Origin of the sequence: Caulobacter endophyticus (assembly GCF_029543245.1) — a bacterium.
Taxonomy (GTDB): Bacteria; Pseudomonadota; Alphaproteobacteria; order Caulobacterales; family Caulobacteraceae; genus Caulobacter; species Caulobacter endophyticus_A.
In genome coordinates, this window is sequence record NZ_JARQWV010000017.1 from 61,597 (window position 1) to 76,193 (window position 14,597).

Annotated in this window: 14 protein-coding genes; 9 read left to right on the top strand and 5 right to left on the bottom strand. The window is 68.2% G+C overall.

Annotated elements, in window-relative coordinates:
- Positions 1-29: 29 nt before the first annotated feature.
- Together P7A99_RS16705 and P7A99_RS16710 are read left to right on the top strand one after the other, a co-directional pair.
- On the top strand, positions 30-1,028 hold the full coding sequence (locus tag P7A99_RS16705) for an aldo/keto reductase (protein WP_277794903.1): 999 nt from the start codon (positions 30-32) through the stop codon (positions 1,026-1,028).
- A gap of 70 nt (positions 1,029-1,098) precedes the next feature.
- Positions 1,099-2,454 carry a metallophosphoesterase gene (locus P7A99_RS16710; protein ID WP_277794904.1) on the top strand — a complete coding sequence of 452 codons (1,356 nt, stop codon included), beginning with the start codon at positions 1,099-1,101 and terminating at the stop codon, positions 2,452-2,454.
- A 165-nt stretch (positions 2,455-2,619) separates the two neighbouring features.
- On the opposite strand, the gene glmS is transcribed toward P7A99_RS16710, so the two are convergent.
- Complete coding sequence (gene glmS, locus P7A99_RS16715) at positions 2,620-4,440, bottom strand: glutamine--fructose-6-phosphate transaminase (isomerizing) (RefSeq protein WP_277794905.1); 1,821 nt, start codon at positions 4,438-4,440, stop codon at positions 2,620-2,622.
- 207 nt (positions 4,441-4,647) lie between these two features.
- Here glmS and glmM point away from each other — a divergent pair, with 207 nt between their 5' ends.
- From glmM to P7A99_RS16730, 3 genes are all read left to right on the top strand, one after another.
- Positions 4,648-5,994 carry a phosphoglucosamine mutase gene (gene glmM, locus P7A99_RS16720; protein ID WP_277794906.1) on the top strand — a complete coding sequence of 449 codons (1,347 nt, stop codon included), beginning with the start codon at positions 4,648-4,650 and terminating at the stop codon, positions 5,992-5,994.
- Positions 5,995-6,157: 163 nt separating this feature from the next.
- The gene (locus P7A99_RS16725; RefSeq protein ID WP_277794907.1) at positions 6,158-6,310 is read left to right on the top strand and encodes a hypothetical protein; all 153 of its coding nucleotides are present in this window, start codon (positions 6,158-6,160) and stop codon (positions 6,308-6,310) included.
- Between the two features lie 93 nt (positions 6,311-6,403).
- Complete coding sequence (locus P7A99_RS16730; RefSeq protein WP_277794908.1) at positions 6,404-6,955, top strand: hypothetical protein; 552 nt, start codon at positions 6,404-6,406, stop codon at positions 6,953-6,955.
- A 28-nt stretch (positions 6,956-6,983) separates the two neighbouring features.
- Here the strand turns inward: P7A99_RS16730 and P7A99_RS16735 are convergent, their stop codons facing one another.
- Positions 6,984-8,027 (bottom strand): LacI family DNA-binding transcriptional regulator, encoded by a 1,044-nt coding sequence (locus P7A99_RS16735; RefSeq protein WP_277794909.1) that lies wholly within the window; start codon positions 8,025-8,027, stop codon positions 6,984-6,986.
- A 118-nt stretch (positions 8,028-8,145) separates the two neighbouring features.
- Between P7A99_RS16735 and P7A99_RS16740 the strand changes: the two genes are divergently transcribed.
- Both P7A99_RS16740 and P7A99_RS16745 read left to right on the top strand, forming a co-directional pair.
- Entirely contained in the window at positions 8,146-9,267 is a 1,122-nt protein-coding gene (locus P7A99_RS16740) for an acyltransferase family protein (RefSeq protein WP_277794910.1), read from the top strand.
- An 80-nt stretch (positions 9,268-9,347) separates the two neighbouring features.
- On the top strand, positions 9,348-9,593 hold the full coding sequence (locus P7A99_RS16745; RefSeq protein ID WP_277794911.1) for a hypothetical protein: 246 nt from the start codon (positions 9,348-9,350) through the stop codon (positions 9,591-9,593).
- 15 nt (positions 9,594-9,608) lie between these two features.
- On the opposite strand, the gene P7A99_RS16750 is transcribed toward P7A99_RS16745, so the two are convergent.
- From P7A99_RS16750 to P7A99_RS16760, 3 genes are read right to left on the bottom strand one after another with little or no spacing between them, the layout of a single operon-like run.
- Positions 9,609-10,355 (bottom strand): DUF6065 family protein, encoded by a 747-nt coding sequence (locus tag P7A99_RS16750; protein ID WP_277794912.1) that lies wholly within the window; start codon positions 10,353-10,355, stop codon positions 9,609-9,611.
- A gap of 53 nt (positions 10,356-10,408) precedes the next feature.
- Positions 10,409-12,358 (bottom strand): monovalent cation:proton antiporter-2 (CPA2) family protein, encoded by a 1,950-nt coding sequence (locus P7A99_RS16755; RefSeq protein WP_277794913.1) that lies wholly within the window; start codon positions 12,356-12,358, stop codon positions 10,409-10,411.
- A 3-nt stretch (positions 12,359-12,361) separates the two neighbouring features.
- The gene (locus P7A99_RS16760) at positions 12,362-12,955 is read right to left on the bottom strand and encodes an NAD(P)H-dependent oxidoreductase (protein ID WP_277794914.1); all 594 of its coding nucleotides are present in this window, start codon (positions 12,953-12,955) and stop codon (positions 12,362-12,364) included.
- A 108-nt stretch (positions 12,956-13,063) separates the two neighbouring features.
- Between P7A99_RS16760 and P7A99_RS16765 the strand changes: the two genes are divergently transcribed.
- Both P7A99_RS16765 and P7A99_RS16770 read left to right on the top strand, forming a co-directional pair.
- Positions 13,064-13,783 (top strand): CoA transferase subunit A, encoded by a 720-nt coding sequence (locus P7A99_RS16765; protein ID WP_101716384.1) that lies wholly within the window; start codon positions 13,064-13,066, stop codon positions 13,781-13,783.
- Positions 13,783-14,424: a 3-oxoacid CoA-transferase subunit B gene (locus tag P7A99_RS16770; RefSeq protein ID WP_277794915.1), complete on the top strand. Its 642-nt coding sequence runs from the start codon at positions 13,783-13,785 to the stop codon at positions 14,422-14,424. The genes P7A99_RS16765 and P7A99_RS16770 overlap by 1 nt, the downstream gene beginning before the upstream one ends.
- Positions 14,425-14,597: the final 173 nt, after the last annotated feature.

A 14,597-nucleotide genomic window follows, 5' to 3' on the forward strand; every position in this document is an offset into this window, starting at 1 on the left:
CCCACGCCGCGTCTCCAAGGAGATCGCCCATGCGTACGCTCAAGCTCGGAAACACCGGTCCCGCCGTCTCGGCCCTCGGTCTCGGCTGCATGGGCATGTCCGACGACCTCTATGGCCCCGCAGACCGTAGTGAGGCCATCGCCACCATCCACGCGGCCATGGAGGCCGGGGTCACCCTGCTGGACACCGGCGATTTCTACGGCATGGGCCACAACGAGATGCTGATCGGCGAGGCCCTGCGGGGCCAGGACCGCGACAAGGCCGTGATCAGCGTCAAGTTCGGCGCCCTGCGCGGCCCCGACGGCGCCTTTCTCGGCTTCGACAGCCGGCCCAAGGCGATCCGCAACTTCGTCGCCTATTCGCTGCGCCGGCTGGGAGTCGATCACATCGATGTCTATCGCCCGTCGCGCCTGGATCCCGACGTGCCGATCGAGGACACGATCGGCGCCCTCGTCGAGCTGCGCGACGCCGGCTACATCCGCCACATCGGCCTTTCGGAAGTCGGCGCCGACACCATCCGCCGCGCCGCCGCCGTGGCCCCGATCTGCGACCTGCAGATCGAGTATTCGCTGGTCTCGCGCGGCATCGAGGACGCCATCCTGCCTACCCTGCGTGAGCTGGGCATCGGCGTGACGGCCTATGGCGTGCTGTCGCGCGGCCTGATCAGCGGCCACTGGGTCAAGGACGCCCAGCGCGGCGCCCGCGACTTCCGGGTCTATTCCCCGCGCTTCCAGGGCGAGAACCTCGACCGCAACCTGGCCCTGGTCGAGACCTTGCGGGCGGTCGCCGACCAGAAGGGCGTCAGCGTCGCCCAGATCGCCATCGCCTGGGTGGCATCGCGCGGCGACGACATCGTCCCCCTGGTCGGCGCCCGCCGCCGCGACCGCCTGGCCGAGGCCCTGGGGGCTCTGGACGTCGTTCTGACGGCGGAAGACCTTGCCGCCATCGAGGCGGCCGTGCCCAAGGGCGCGGCGGCCGGCGAGCGCTACGCCCCGGCGATGATGGCCCATCTCGACAGCGAACGCTGACCGTCCAAAGCCTTGTTGGCGCCTTGCCTGGAGCGGTCTAGGCAGGGCGCCACGATCTCTGGAGGGCGGCATGAACGGTTTCAATCGGCGCACGGTGCTGGGCGGCGCGGCCGCCGCCATGACCCTGTCGTTCGGCCCCGCCGCCGGCGCCGCCACCGGCCGGGCCAAGGTGCTGATGCTGTCGGACCTGCACTCGGCCTACGGGATCACCCCGGCCCTGCTGGAGGCCATGCGCCGCATCGTCCGCCGCGACGCCGCCCCCAGCCTGATCCTGCTGAACGGCGACCTCTTCGAAGCCGGCAACGTGGTGGCCAAGCGCACCGACGGCGCGCTGGACTGGGCGTTCCTCGAAGCGGTGGCCAGGCTGGCCCCCACGGTGATCAACATCGGCAACCACGACGCCGACCTGGTGGAGGACATCGCCGCCGCCGCCGATCGCGCTCGCGCCCTGGGCATCACCGTGATCAGCAACATCGTCGACAAGCGCACCGGCCGGCCGGTGGCCAGTTCGCGCGCCACGCTCGACCTCGGCTTTCCGGTCCACCTGATCGGCTGGGCGACCAACTCGATCGACACCTATCCCAAGGCCATCCGGCCCGACCTCGCCATTCCGGCGCCGACGGCGTGGGCGCAGGCCAACCTGCCGGCCGCGCCGCCCGAAGACGGCATGCTGGTGGTGATGAGCCATGCGGGCCTGCCCGCCGACCGGCCGCTGCTGGCCGGCCTGCCCGAGCGCACCCTGTTCCTGGGCGGCCACAACCACGTGACCGTCGAGCATGCGCAGGGGACCAGCCGCTACGTCCACACCGGCGCCTGGGGCCAGCCGCTGACGGTCGCCACGATCGACCGCGCCCGCAAGGCCGATCCGATCCGCATCTCGCGGGTGGTCGTCGACCCGCGCGGTCCGGCCGACCCGGCCCTGGCCCGCCAGGTGAAGGAGACGCTGGACGCCCAGCTGACGTCGGAAGAGCGGGCGGTGGTCGCCAGGATCCCCAAGGCCCTGTCGCTGGGCGACACCGGCCGTCACGTCGCCGGCCTGATGGCGCGGGCCGCCGGCGCCGACATCGGCTTCATGGGCCACACCACCCTGGGCATGGGCCTGCCGGCCGGCGACCTGTCGCGCTACGCCTACGACTCGGTGGTGCGCTTCGACGGCAGGATCGTGAAGGCCCAGGTCGACGCGGCGACCCTGGCCGACATCCTGACCCGCACCGACCAGGATCGCGGCTTCCCGTTCGACCGGCTGACCGGCGATTTCGCCTATGCCAGCGGCCCCACGCGCCCGGACAAGACCCACTTCACCGTCGTCACCACCGACTGGTGCGCGGGCCGCCAGCACGAGTATTTCGGCCGCGAGGACCTGTCGTTCAGCGAGACCGACCTGAAGGTGAAGCCGTCGATCCTGACGGGACTGGCCCGAAGCTGATCCCTCTCCCCTTGCGGGAGACCCCGATCCCCGCGAAAGCGGGGATCGGGGTCTCTCAGATGGAAAACGCCGCGACAGCTGATCAGCCGTCGCGGCGTTTCTGTTCGCGCCACCCCTCATCCGTCGCCTTTCGGCGACACCTTCTCCCGCAAGGGGAGAAGGGGGTTATTCGACGGTGACGGATTTCGCCAGGTTGCGCGGCTGGTCGACGTCGGCGCCCTTGATGACCGCTACGTGGTAGGCCAGCAGCTGGATCGGGGCCGACATCACCAGGGTCGAGACCAGCGGGTCGCTGGCCGGGGCGGTGACCACCACCTTGGCGCCCTCGGGGGCGTGCTTCACGCCTTCGGTGTCGGTGATGAAGATCACCTGGCCGCCGCGCGCCATCACCTCGCTCATGTTCGAGGCCGACTTTTCAAACCAGCTGTCGTGGGGCGCGAGGATGACGATCGGGGTCTTGTCGTCCACGAGGGCGATCGGGCCGTGCTTCAGCTCGCCGGCGGCGTAGCCCTCGGCGTGGATGTAGCTGATCTCCTTGAGCTTCAGCGCGCCTTCCAGGGCCAGGGCCGACATCGGGCCGCGGCCCAGATAGAGCACGTCGCGGGCCTTGGCCACGTCGGCGGCGATCTCCTTGATCGCGCCTTCCAGGTGGATGGCCTCGGCGATCAGGCGCGGGGCCTCCAGCAGCACCTTGACCAGGCGCTGCTCCTCGGCCGCGTCGATGGTTCCGCGCGCCTTGGCGGCGGCCACGGCGATGGCGGTCAGGACGCTGACCTGGGCGGTGAAGGCCTTGGTCGAGGCCACGCCGATCTCGGGACCGCAGTGGATCGGCCAGACCACGTCGACCTCGCGGGCCATGGTCGACTCCGTGGCGTTGACCACCACGGCGCTCTTCATGCCCTTGGCCTTGCAGTAGCGCAGGGCGGCCAGGGTGTCGGCGGTCTCGCCCGACTGCGACATGGCGACCACCAGGGCGCCGGGACGCAGGGCGGGCTGGCGGTAGCGGAACTCCGAGGCGATCTCGACGTCCACCGGCAGGTCGGCCAGCTGCTCGATCAGGTACTTGCCGACCACGCCGGCGATGTAGGAGGTGCCGCAGGCGACGATCTGGATGCGTTCCAGCTTGGCCCAGTCGACGTCGCCGGGGATGGCGGTGCGGCTGGTCAGGGCGTCCACATAGGCCGCGATGGTGCGCTGGCACCCCTCGGGCTGGTCGTGGATCTCCTTCTCCATGAAGTGGCGGTAGTTGCCCTTCTCCATCATCACGGCGCTGGTCGGCACCACGCGCACGGGGCGGGTCACCGCCGCGCCCGAGGCGTCGAAGATCCTGGCCCCGTCATGGTCGAGGGCCACGTAGTCGCCCTCGTCGAGATAGATCACCCGGTTGGTGAAGGGGCCCACGGCCAGCGCGTCCGAGCCCAGGAACATCTCGCCCTGGCCTTCGCCCACGACCAGGGGGCTGCCGCGGCGGGCGCCCAGCACCAGGTTCTCGGCGCCTTCGATCAGCACGGCCAGGGCGTAGGCCCCGGTCAGACGGTCGAGCGTGGCCTTGAAGGCGTCGATGGGCGCAAGGCCCGTGGCCAGTTCGGCGTCGATCAGGTGGGCGATCACTTCGGTGTCGGTGTCGCTCTCGAAGGTGCGGCCGGCGGCGGCCAGCTCGGCCTTCAGCTCGGCGAAGTTCTCGATGATGCCGTTGTGCACCAGGGTCACGCGGCCGGCGCTGTGGGGGTGGGCGTTGGCGACATTGGGCGCGCCGTGGGTGGCCCAGCGCGTATGGCCGATGCCGGTGGTGGCGGTCAGCGGCTCGGCGGTCAGAACCTCTTCCAGCGCCTTGATCTTGCCCTTGGCCCGGCGGCGCTCGACGCCGCTTCCGACCACGCCCGCCACGCCGGCGGAGTCGTAGCCCCGGTACTCGAGCCGCTTGAGGCTCTCGACCAGACGCTCGGCGACGGGGGCCTTACCGACGATGCCGATGATGCCGCACATGGGACATGATCCTTTGTAGAACGCGTCTGGAGGACTATTGCTACCAGCACGGGATATTTCGAGCGCGGCCTTTAGCACTCGTGCAGGGGCCGGCGACGTAAATCTGCATTTCGGATCGTTTCGCGGTCCGTACGAGACTTCGAAGACGCTCTATATGGGCGTTGCTCCGATTCACACAGCGACCCGACAGCGACGAAGACCATCATCATGAGCAAGCGCGCCTATTTCGGCACCGACGGCATCCGCGGCCAGGCCAACAAGCACCCGATGACCGCCGAAGTCGCCCTGCGCGTCGGCCTGGCGGCCGGCAAGCTGTTCCGTTCGCAGGACGACCGCCGCCACCTGGTGGTGATCGGCAAGGACACCCGCCTGTCGGGCTACATGATCGAGCCGGCCCTGGTGGCGGGCCTGACCAGCGTGGGCATGGACGTGCGCCTGTTCGGCCCGCTGCCGACCCCGGCCGTGGCGATGATGACCCGCTCGATGCGCGCCGACCTGGGCATCATGATCTCGGCCTCGCACAACAACTTCGCCGACAACGGCATCAAGCTGTTCGGCCCAGACGGCTACAAGCTGTCGGACGAACAGGAGCTGAAGATCGAGGCCCTGATGGACGAGGGCCTGCAGGAAGGCCTGGCGGCCCCGCGCGACCTGGGCCGCGTCAAGCGCATCGACGACGCCCAGGCCCGCTATGTCGAGATCGTCAAGGCGACCTTCCCGCGTCATCTGTCCCTGTCGGGCCTGCGCATCGTCATCGATTGCGCCAACGGCGCGGCCTACAAGGTGGCCCCCACCGCCCTTTACGAGCTGGGCGCCGAGGTCATCAGCCTGGGCGTCTCGCCCGACGGCACCAACATCAACGAGGAATGCGGCTCGACCCATCCTGACCAGATGGCCAAGCTGGTGCGCGAATACCGCGCCGACATCGGCATCGCGCTCGATGGCGACGCCGACCGCCTGGTGATCTGCGACGAGAAGGGCCTCGTGGTCGACGGCGACCAGATCATGGCCATCATCGCGGCGGCCTTCGCCAAGGCTGGCGCGCTAAAGGGCGGCGGCGTGGTGGCCACGGTGATGTCGAACCTGGGCCTCGAGCGCCAGTTGGGCGGCCTGGGCCTGACGCTCGAGCGCACATCGGTGGGCGACCGCTATGTCATGCAGCGCATGCGCGAGGGCGGCTTCAACGTCGGCGGCGAGCAGTCGGGCCACCTGATCCTGTCGGACTTCTCGACCACGGGCGACGGCCTGATCGCCGCTCTCCAGGTGCTGGCGGTGATGGTCGAGAGCGGCCGGCCGATGAGCGCCCTGGCCCGCCAGTTCGAGCCGGTGCCGCAACTGCTGGAAAACGTCCGCTTCGCCGGCGGCAAGCCATTGGAGGCCAAGGCCGTCAAGGAAGCCATCGCCGACGGCGAGGCCCAACTGAACGGGGCCGGCCGCATCGTGGTGCGGGCCTCGGGCACCGAGCCGCTGATCCGCATCATGGCCGAGGGCGACGACCCGGCCCTGGTGCGCAAGGTGGTCGGCGACATCGCCGCCGCGGTGAAGGCTGTCTGAGCACGAATATTCCGTGTAGCTGCACGAATTCGGGCGGAAAAGCGGCCGAAACCCGCCTAAAAGGCGACGGCTCAGGTTGTGTTTCGTCAGTTTCGTGACATCGTCGTCCCCGTGGTTAACGGCGCGAGCCCCCACAGCGCCGGGCCACGGGAGGAAATCCGAGGTGTTCCACACGCAGCATTCGCGGCCCGTCGTCGCGCCCGGCCTTCTGCACAGCCGCGAGTTCCGCCGCGCCCTGGTGTTCGGCGGTACGATCAGCGCGCTCTTCTGGCTGGCGACGGCGTGGGCGGCCAGCCGGCTGCTGCTGAACCTCTAATAGTTGTGCCTTTGGCTGCCTAACTGAGGCGGTATTCCCTCCGGGGAACATATTTGCATGCGAGTTTGGTTGGTCGTGAAGAATATATTTTGGTTGTCTGTCGCCATCATGTTGTGTGCGATCGCCGCCTTTGCCGCATTTCTGGGCTTTGGGTTCGCTGCGGGTAGAATATTTTCGAACTTCAATGGTACAGTTGCTTTGGGGTGTGTGACCCTGTTTTCGACGACGACATTGGCGCTCTGGCAATTCAATAGAACGAAGAAAAAAGAGGCGGAAGCTAGGATATTTTCTGAAAGAGCGGCGAATTATAAGCAGCTCATCGGGGTTCTGAGGAAGGCTATGCATTCCACCAAGGGGTGGGTCGAGGTCGATCATGATGAGCTAGCGAAGGAGCTAAGCTCTGTAACATATGACATGATCATCTGGGGTGGGCAGGATACGGTTCGTTCGCTTTTAGATTTCAGCGACATGACTGCGGGAGATCTTGGGGGAATGGTGAGAAAAACCGCAAGTTTGTATGCAGCTATTCGCAAAGACTTGGGGCATGAGGACGACGCTGAGCTTTCGAATGATCTGGTCCTTCAGATGATCACGGCTGAGGATCGTGCGACCGTGAGGCGGCTCTTGCATGGTGAGGCGGCCTGAGCGCTTCCATGTAATTCGCGCGCCGCCGTCAGGCCGAGGCGCGCTCCACCAGATCGTAAGGCTCCAGAACGTCAGCCGGCGCCGCTGCGCCCGGCGCCTGACGCTCCGGCGAATGGCGCAGGGCCTCCAGCAGAAGATCCAGGGCGCGGCCGGTCATGCGGTCGATCGGCTGGCGCACGGTGGTCAGGGGCGGCCAGACCCGCGTCGCCAGCAGAGTGTCGTCGAAGCCGGCCACGGCCAGGTCGCGCGGCAGGGAAAGGCCCCGGCGATGCGCCACCCACAGAGCGCCGGCGGCCATGTCGTCATTGGCCGCGACGATGGCGTCGGGCGGCTCCGCCAGCGCGAGCAGCTGTTCGGTCGCTGCGAGGCCGGACTCGAAGGTGAAGCGTCCCTCGACCACCAGCTCGTCCGGCAGCGACAGGCCGTGCGCGACCAGCGCAGCGCGGCAGCCGCCCAGGCGCTCGACGCTGTCGGAGTGGTCCTGCGGGCCGGCGATCACCGCGATGCGTTTCCGGCCCTTGGCCGCCAGCCGTTCGGTCAGGGCGCGCGAGGCGGCGCGGTTGTCGATGCGGACGGTGATCATGTCGGGCAGGGGCGCGGCGGTGGCGATCGAGGCAGTGATCAGGCCAAGGGCGGCGAACTCGGCCGAGCCGCTCAGCACCGTGTCGAACGGCGGCAGCAGTAGCAGGGCGTCGGCGCCCGACCGTTGCAGCGAGCGCGCGACCTCCAGGGCCTCGCCGGGCGAGGCGGCCTTGCGGGTGATCAGTTGCAGGCCGCGTTCGGCCGCGGCTACGGCGGCGGCCGCCAGCACCGCGTGGATGAACATGCTGTCGACCCCGGCATAGAGCAGGCCCACCCTGGCCGGCGCCGCGCCGACCAGTCGCCGCGCGGCCGAGCTCGGCACGTAGCCCAGCGCGGCGATGGCGGCCATCACCCGCTCGCGCGTGTCGGCCGAGAACTTGCCCGTGCCGTTGAAGACGTTCGACACCGTCATGGCCGAGACGCCGGCCTGCTGCGCCACGTCCCTGATCGTCACCCTGGCCCGCTCGCGGGGGCGCCTGGAGCGCTGCATGGTCGTCTGGTCCCGGAGGATTCGAGGCGCGTGAACGGCGGTTCGAAAGAGGGTTGTGGTTTAACGATAAACCTCGCAACCCTTCGGCGCGACTCTCAAATTCAGTGAAGCTTGGCTCATGACCTCTTCCGCCACCCCGGCCAAAAGCCACTACGTGATCCTCGACGGCCTGCGGGGCGTGGCGGCCCTGATGGTGGTCGCCTTCCACCTGTTCGAGGCCTATTCCGGCGGCAGCCCGCACAAGCAGATCATCAACCACGGCTACCTGGCGGTGGACTTCTTCTTCCTGCTGTCGGGCTTCGTGGTCGCCTACGCCTATGACGACCGCTGGGGCGAGATGAGCCAATGGCAGTTCTACAAGCGCCGCCTCGTGCGCTTGCAGCCGATGATCGTCATCGGCGGCCTGATCGGAGCGGCCCTGCTGGCGTTCCAGCATTCGCCGATGTTCCCCAAGCTTCAGACCGTCACCGCCTGGCAGGTGATCGGCGTGCTGCTGCTCAGCTTCGTGATGATCCCGCTGCGGCCCTCGGCCGAGATCCGCGGCTGGGGCGAGATTTATCCGCTGAACGGCCCGCAATGGTCGCTGTTCTACGAGTATGTCGCCAACATCCTCTACGCCGCCGGCCTGCGGAAGCTGTCAAACCGCTGGCTCGGCGTCCTGGTCGGCGTTTCGGCCCTGGCGCTGATCGGCCTCCTGGTGCTGGGCCCGCGCGGCGATGTCATCGGCGGCTGGGCTCTGGACGCCAAGGGCATCCAGATCGGCCTGACCCGGGTGATGTTCCCGTTCTTCGCCGGCGTGCTGCTGATGCGGCTGGGCAAGCGGATCAAGGTCCGCCACGGTTTCGCGGTGTGCAGCGTGCTGCTGATCGCGGCCCTGTCGCTGCCGCGCTTCGGCGGCCCTGAGCGCCTGTGGGTCAACGGCCTGTACGAGGCCGCCTGCGTGATCCTGCTGTTCCCGCTGATCGTCGCCATCGGCGCGGGCGAGAAGGACGTCGACGGCCCCAGCGTGCGCATCGCCCGCTTCTTCGGCGACCTGTCGTATCCGATCTACATCACCCACTATCCGCTGATCTACGTCTACACCGCCTGGGTGGTGGACCATAAGATCCCGGCCGCCCAGGGCGCCCTGGTCGGGGCGGGGGTGTTCGTCGCCGCGGTGGCGATCGCCTGGGTCAGCCTCAAGCTCTATGACGAGCCGGTTCGTCGCTGGCTGGCGGGCAGGCTGCTGCGGGCCCGCTGAGGCAAGGCGGTGCGGCCCGGCTTGACCGTTCGTGGCCGCGCCGGGACTATCGCGCCTGGTCTCCTTGGAGGGCTGGGCGCGTGCGGCGACTGTCGAAGGGTCTGAGGACGCTGCTGCTGTGGACGGCCGTCGGCGTCCTGGCCTGCACGGCCTTCATCTACCTGATCACCAGGGACGCCGGCCTGTCGCTGCTGTTCGGCACGCTCGGCGGCGTCACGGGCGCCGTCGGCGGGACGCTGCGCCAGGTCTATTCGGTCAAGCTGCGCCGCGAGGCCGAGGCCCGGCTGGGTCCGCAAAGACCCAACATCAAGACCCTGGACTCCTGACGGCTTTCGCCCGGCTCAGAACCCGATCTTCGGGGCCTTCAGACGGCGCTTGTTGACGTGGCCCTTGGGCGCGGGCGCCTCGATCTCCTCGGGCAGTTCGCCCTTGAAGTAGAAGCGCTGCCAGGCCTCCTTGGTGGCGGCCGGGTCGCGGGCGGCGATGCGGGCGTTGAACTCGCCGCGCTTCTCGGCCCAGACGTCGTACTGCTTGCGCATGTCGGGGTTGGAGTTGAAGTGCCGGATCACCGGCTGCACCGTCTCCAGCGGCTTGTCCTGGATCATGGTGATGAAGCAGAACGGCTCGCCCTTGGCGAACTTCACCGTGCCGGGACGGGTGAAGACCCAGTTCATCGTGAAGGGGAAGGGCAGCCAGTCGGTCTCGACCAGGCCGGCCAGCGGCTGGATACCGTCCTTGATGTGGTTGGGCGGACCCATGGTCCAGATCAGCCAGTCCGGCGGCGTGCGGAACAGATAGCCGGTGTGGAAGGTGATCGTCCCGCGCGAGAAGTGCGACTTGACGAAATCGTCGAAGCCCGGGTGCGGATGGTCGGACTTGAAGGTGATGTCGTTCTGGTGGATCCCGCCGTTCCAGGTGGCCTCGAAGCCGACCGGGCACAGGATCTCCCAGCCGGTGGTGTTGGCCATGGTCAGCGGCAGGCAGCGATAGGGATGGCGGTCGGCGAAGTTGTCCATCCAGGCCCGCTGCGGGCGCCCCGGCACGATCTCCGGCGGCCGGCTTTCGGTGGGATAGCACTCCAGATACATGCCGCTTCTTTCCCGTCGTTCCCGGACCGTCCCGGCCCTTCTTTGATCCAGCCTTAGCCCTGCGGGGGCGTTCCCGTCCAGCCGTCGGCTTCGGCCGGCTCGGCTTCGCCCTTGCGCTGGGCCAGCTTGCGCAGCTCCTCGTCGCGGGCGGCCGTGTCCCAGGCCCCGCCGGCCTCGCCCGGACGCATGCGCGCCAGGTCGGCGGCCAGCAGGCGGTCCATGGTCTGGGCCGCGTCGCGCGAGGCCAGGATGTAGGCCTCTTCCTGGCCCCACATCGGCTTGAGGTCCTCGAAGGTCTTGCGGTCGTGACGGCGGAAGAACGAGGTGGCGCGGAAGGCCTTGTGGGCCCGGAAGCCCAGCTTCTGAAGCGCGGTCGAGCCGAGCGCCAGGGCCGCCTCGAAGGTCTCGCGCTCCACCGCGTCGGCGCCGTTGGCCAGCAGGTCGTAGGCGTGGCGGCGGTCCCAGGCGCGGGCCAGGATGATCAGGTTGGGGAAGGCCCGGCGGGCCGTCTCCACCAACTCGGCGGTCTTCTCGCGGTCGTCCAGGGCGACGATCAGCATGCGGGCGTGCTCGGCGCCGGCGGCGCGCAGCAGATCAAGGCGCGTGGCGTCGCCGTAGTGCACCCGGCGGCCGAAGCGGCGCAGCAGTTCGATCTGCTCGATGTCGCTGTCCAGAACCGTCGACTTGAAGCCGTTGGCCTGCAGCAGGCGGCCGGTGATCTGCCCGAAGCGCCCGAAGCCGGCGATGATGATGTCGGGCTCGCCCTCGTCGAACTGCGGGGCTTCCGGCTCGACGTCGGGGATGGCCGCGTTCACCAGCTCTGCGATGCGCTCGTAGAGGATCATGGCCACCGGCGTCAGGGCCATCGAGACGGCGACCGTGGCGGTCAGCAGGGCGGCCAGGTCCGCGCCGATGACGCCCGCCCCGACGGTGAAGCTCAGCAGCACGAAGGCGAACTCGCCGCCCTGGGCCAGGGCCGTGGCCACGGCGGCGGCGCTGCGTCCCTGCGCGCCGGCGATGCGGGCGATGCCGAACATCACCGCGAACTTCAGGACCATCAGGCCCAGCACCAGGGCGATCAGGGTCAGCGGCTGGCGGGCGATCAGGGTCAGGTCGATGCCCGCGCCGACGGTGATGAAGAACAGGCCCAGCAACAGGCCGCGGAACGGCTCGATGTCGGTTTCCAGCTCGCGGCGGAACTCGCTTTCGGCCAGCACCACGCCGGCCAGGAACGCGCCCAGGGCCGGCGACAGGCCCACAGACTGCATCAGCCCGGCGACGCCGACCACGATCAGCAGGGCTGCGGCGGTGAAGATCTCGCGCAGGCGGGCCTCGGCGATGAAGCGGAAGATCGGCCGCACGATGAACCGGCCGCTGCCCACGACCACGCCCACCGCGCCCAGCACGGCCAGGCCTTGCGCCCAGGCCGGCAGGTGCGAGATCAGGCTGGCGCCGTGGCCGCCGGCGTCGCCGGCATGGGCGTCGGGCGCCACCGTGGCCAAGAGCGGCAGCAGGGCGAACATCGGGATCACCGCCAGGTCCTGCAACAGCAAGACGCCGAAGGCGGCGCGGCCGACCGGACCCTGGCGCAGGCCCTTCTCGTCGAGGGTCTGAAGCACGATGGCGGTCGACGACATGGCCAAAACCAGGCCCACGGCCAGGGCCGTTTGCCAGGGCAGGCTGAGGAGATAGCCGATGGCGGCCACGGCCAGCGAGGTGCCGACCACCTGCGCCCCGCCCAGGCCGAAGATCGTCTTGCGCATCTCCCACAGGGTTGAGGGGCGCACTTCCAGGCCGATCAGGAACAAGAGGATGACGACGCCGAACTCGGCGAAGCGCATGACGTCGTGCTGCTCGCCCACCAGCGACAGCATGGCCGGGCCGATCAACACGCCGGCGATCAGGTAGCCCAGCACCGAGCCCAGCCCCAGCCGCTTGGCGATCGGCACCGAGATGACGGCGGCGCCCAGATAGACCAGGGTCTGCTTGAGGAACGGTTCCATGGCTTACGCTCCTTCGGCCGCGTGGTCGGCGGCCAGCAGGGCCGACATCCGCGCCTGGTAGCGCAGGGCCTCGGCCTTCAGCTGCTCGTCGTCCTTCATCGCCGCCCCGTGCACCACGAACGGCGTCTCCCAGACCATGCCGCACAGATAGGCGGTCTGCTCCAAGGGGCGCAGGAATTCGTCCAGGGTGAAGCGGTTGTAGCCCTTGGCGTGATAGGCCTGGGCCGGGCCGCCGGTGGTGCAGGCCACGAACAGGCGCTTGCCGGCCAAGGCGTCGCCGCCCAGGCCGTAGGCGAAGCCGTGCAGCCACACCAGATCCAGCCATTCCTTCATCAGGGCCGGCGGCGAGTACCAGAACATCGGGAACTGCAGGGCGATGATGTCGTGGTCGACCAGCTTCTGCTGCTCGGCCTCGATGTCGATCGAGAAGTCCGGATAGGTCTCGTACAGATCGTGGAAGGTGACGCCGGAAAGGGCCTTGGCCGCCTTGGCCAGGGCGCGATTGGCGCGCGAGCGTTCAAGCGCCGGATGCGCCAGGGTCAGCAGGGCGCCGGCGGTGGCGGGCGTCACGATCGGGGTGTTAGGGTCGGTGGTCACGCGTAACCGCCTACCGTGGTCGCATGACGGGAAAATTTATTCATCAAGGCTTGAATTTCTCCGGCCGGCGGGCGAGAGCAGTCGGCGAACGTCGCTCCGGGAGGAAGCATGGTCGACAAGGTGAAATCCGACGCCGCAGAAGCGTTGGCGGGTCTGCTGTTCGACGGCATGACCATCATGGCCGGGGGCTTTGGTCTCTGCGGCATTCCCGAAAACCTGATCGCGGCGATCCGCGAGACGGGGGTCAAGGACCTCACGGTCATCTCCAACAACTGCGGGGTCGACGGATTCGGCTTGGGCATCCTGCTGGAGAACCGTCAGATCAAGAAGATGGTCTCGTCCTATGTGGGCGAGAACAAGCTGTTCGAACAGCTATACCTGAGTGGGGAGCTCGAACTGGAGTTCAATCCGCAGGGCACGCTGGCCGAACGCATCCGCGCCGGCGGCGCGGGCATCCCGGCCTTCTTCACGCGCACCGGCTACGGCACCCTGGTGGCCGAGGGCAAGGAAACCCGCGAATTCGACGGCGAGATGTACGTGATGGAGCGCGGCCTTGTCGCCGACCTCTCGATCGTCAAGGCCTGGAAGGCCGACGCCGAGGGCAACCTCGTCTACCGAAAGACCGCCCGCAACTTCAATCCGATGATGGCCACGGCCGGCAAGGCCACCGTCGTCGAGGTCGAGGAGCTGGTCGAGATCGGCGCGCTCGACAAGGACAACATCCACACCCCCGGCATCTTCGTCGACCGCCTGATCAAGGGCGCGAAGTTCGAGAAGCGGATCGAGCGCGTCACGACGCGTCCTCGCGAAGCCAAGGAGCAAGCGTAATGGCCTGGACCCGCGACGAGATGGCGGCCCGCGCCGCCAAGGAGCTGCGCGACGGCTTCTACGTCAACCTCGGCATCGGCATCCCGACCCTGGTGGCCAACTACATCCCCGAGGGCATGCACGTGACGCTGCAGAGCGAGAACGGCATGCTGGGCATGGGCCCCTTCCCCTATGAGGGAGAAGAGGACGCCGACCTGATCAACGCCGGCAAGCAGACGATCACCGAGCTGGACTCGAGCTCGTATTTCTCGTCGGCCGACAGCTTCGCCATGATCCGCGGCGGCCACATCGCCCTGTCGATCCTGGGCGGCATGCAGGTGTCGGAGACCGGCGACCTCGCCAACTGGATGGTGCCCGGCAAGATGGTCAAGGGCATGGGTGGGGCCATGGACCTGGTGGCCGGCGTCAAGCGCGTGGTGGTCGTGATGGACCACTGCGAGAAGTCGGGCGCGCCCAAGCTGCTCAAGGCCTGCTCGCTGCCGCTGACCGGCGCCGGCGTGGTGGATCTGCTGATCACCGAACTGGGCGTCTTCGAGATCAACCGCGGCAAGACCCCGGTGAAGCTGATCGAACTGGCCCCGGGCGTGTCGGTCGACGAGGTCACGGCCAAGACCGAGGCGGCGTTCGAGGTGGTTCTCTAATTCCCTCTTTCTGAGAGAGAGGGAGGGGCCCAGGCGATAGCCTGGGAGGGTGAGAGGTTTCACTCTTTGCAGGAAGGCCTCGGACCTTCTAGCTAGCGCGACTTCAGACGGCGCCTCGTTCTGTGGCGTCGTTACCTCTCACCCTCCCACCGCTTCGCGGCGGGCCCCTCCCT

Bases quoted from the DNA above. Each gene is read 5' to 3' on its own strand.
- P7A99_RS16705 (WP_277794903.1), top strand. From the start codon at position 30: ATGCGTACGCTCAAGCTCGGAAACACCGGTCCCGCCGTCTCGGCCCTC.
- P7A99_RS16740 (WP_277794910.1), top strand. From the start codon at position 8,146: ATGACCTCTTCCGCCACCCCGGCCAAAAGCCACTACGTGATCCTCGAC.
- P7A99_RS16735 (WP_277794909.1), bottom strand. From the start codon at position 8,027: ATGCAGCGCTCCAGGCGCCCCCGCGAGCGGGCCAGGGTGACGATCAGG.
- glmS (WP_277794905.1), bottom strand. From the start codon at position 4,440: ATGTGCGGCATCATCGGCATCGTCGGTAAGGCCCCCGTCGCCGAGCGT.
- P7A99_RS16770 (WP_277794915.1), top strand. From the start codon at position 13,783: ATGGCCTGGACCCGCGACGAGATGGCGGCCCGCGCCGCCAAGGAGCTG.
- P7A99_RS16755 (WP_277794913.1), bottom strand. From the start codon at position 12,358: ATGGAACCGTTCCTCAAGCAGACCCTGGTCTATCTGGGCGCCGCCGTC.
- P7A99_RS16750 (WP_277794912.1), bottom strand. From the start codon at position 10,355: ATGTATCTGGAGTGCTATCCCACCGAAAGCCGGCCGCCGGAGATCGTG.
- glmM (WP_277794906.1), top strand. From the start codon at position 4,648: ATGAGCAAGCGCGCCTATTTCGGCACCGACGGCATCCGCGGCCAGGCC.
- P7A99_RS16710 (WP_277794904.1), top strand. From the start codon at position 1,099: ATGAACGGTTTCAATCGGCGCACGGTGCTGGGCGGCGCGGCCGCCGCC.
- P7A99_RS16765 (WP_101716384.1), top strand. From the start codon at position 13,064: ATGGTCGACAAGGTGAAATCCGACGCCGCAGAAGCGTTGGCGGGTCTG.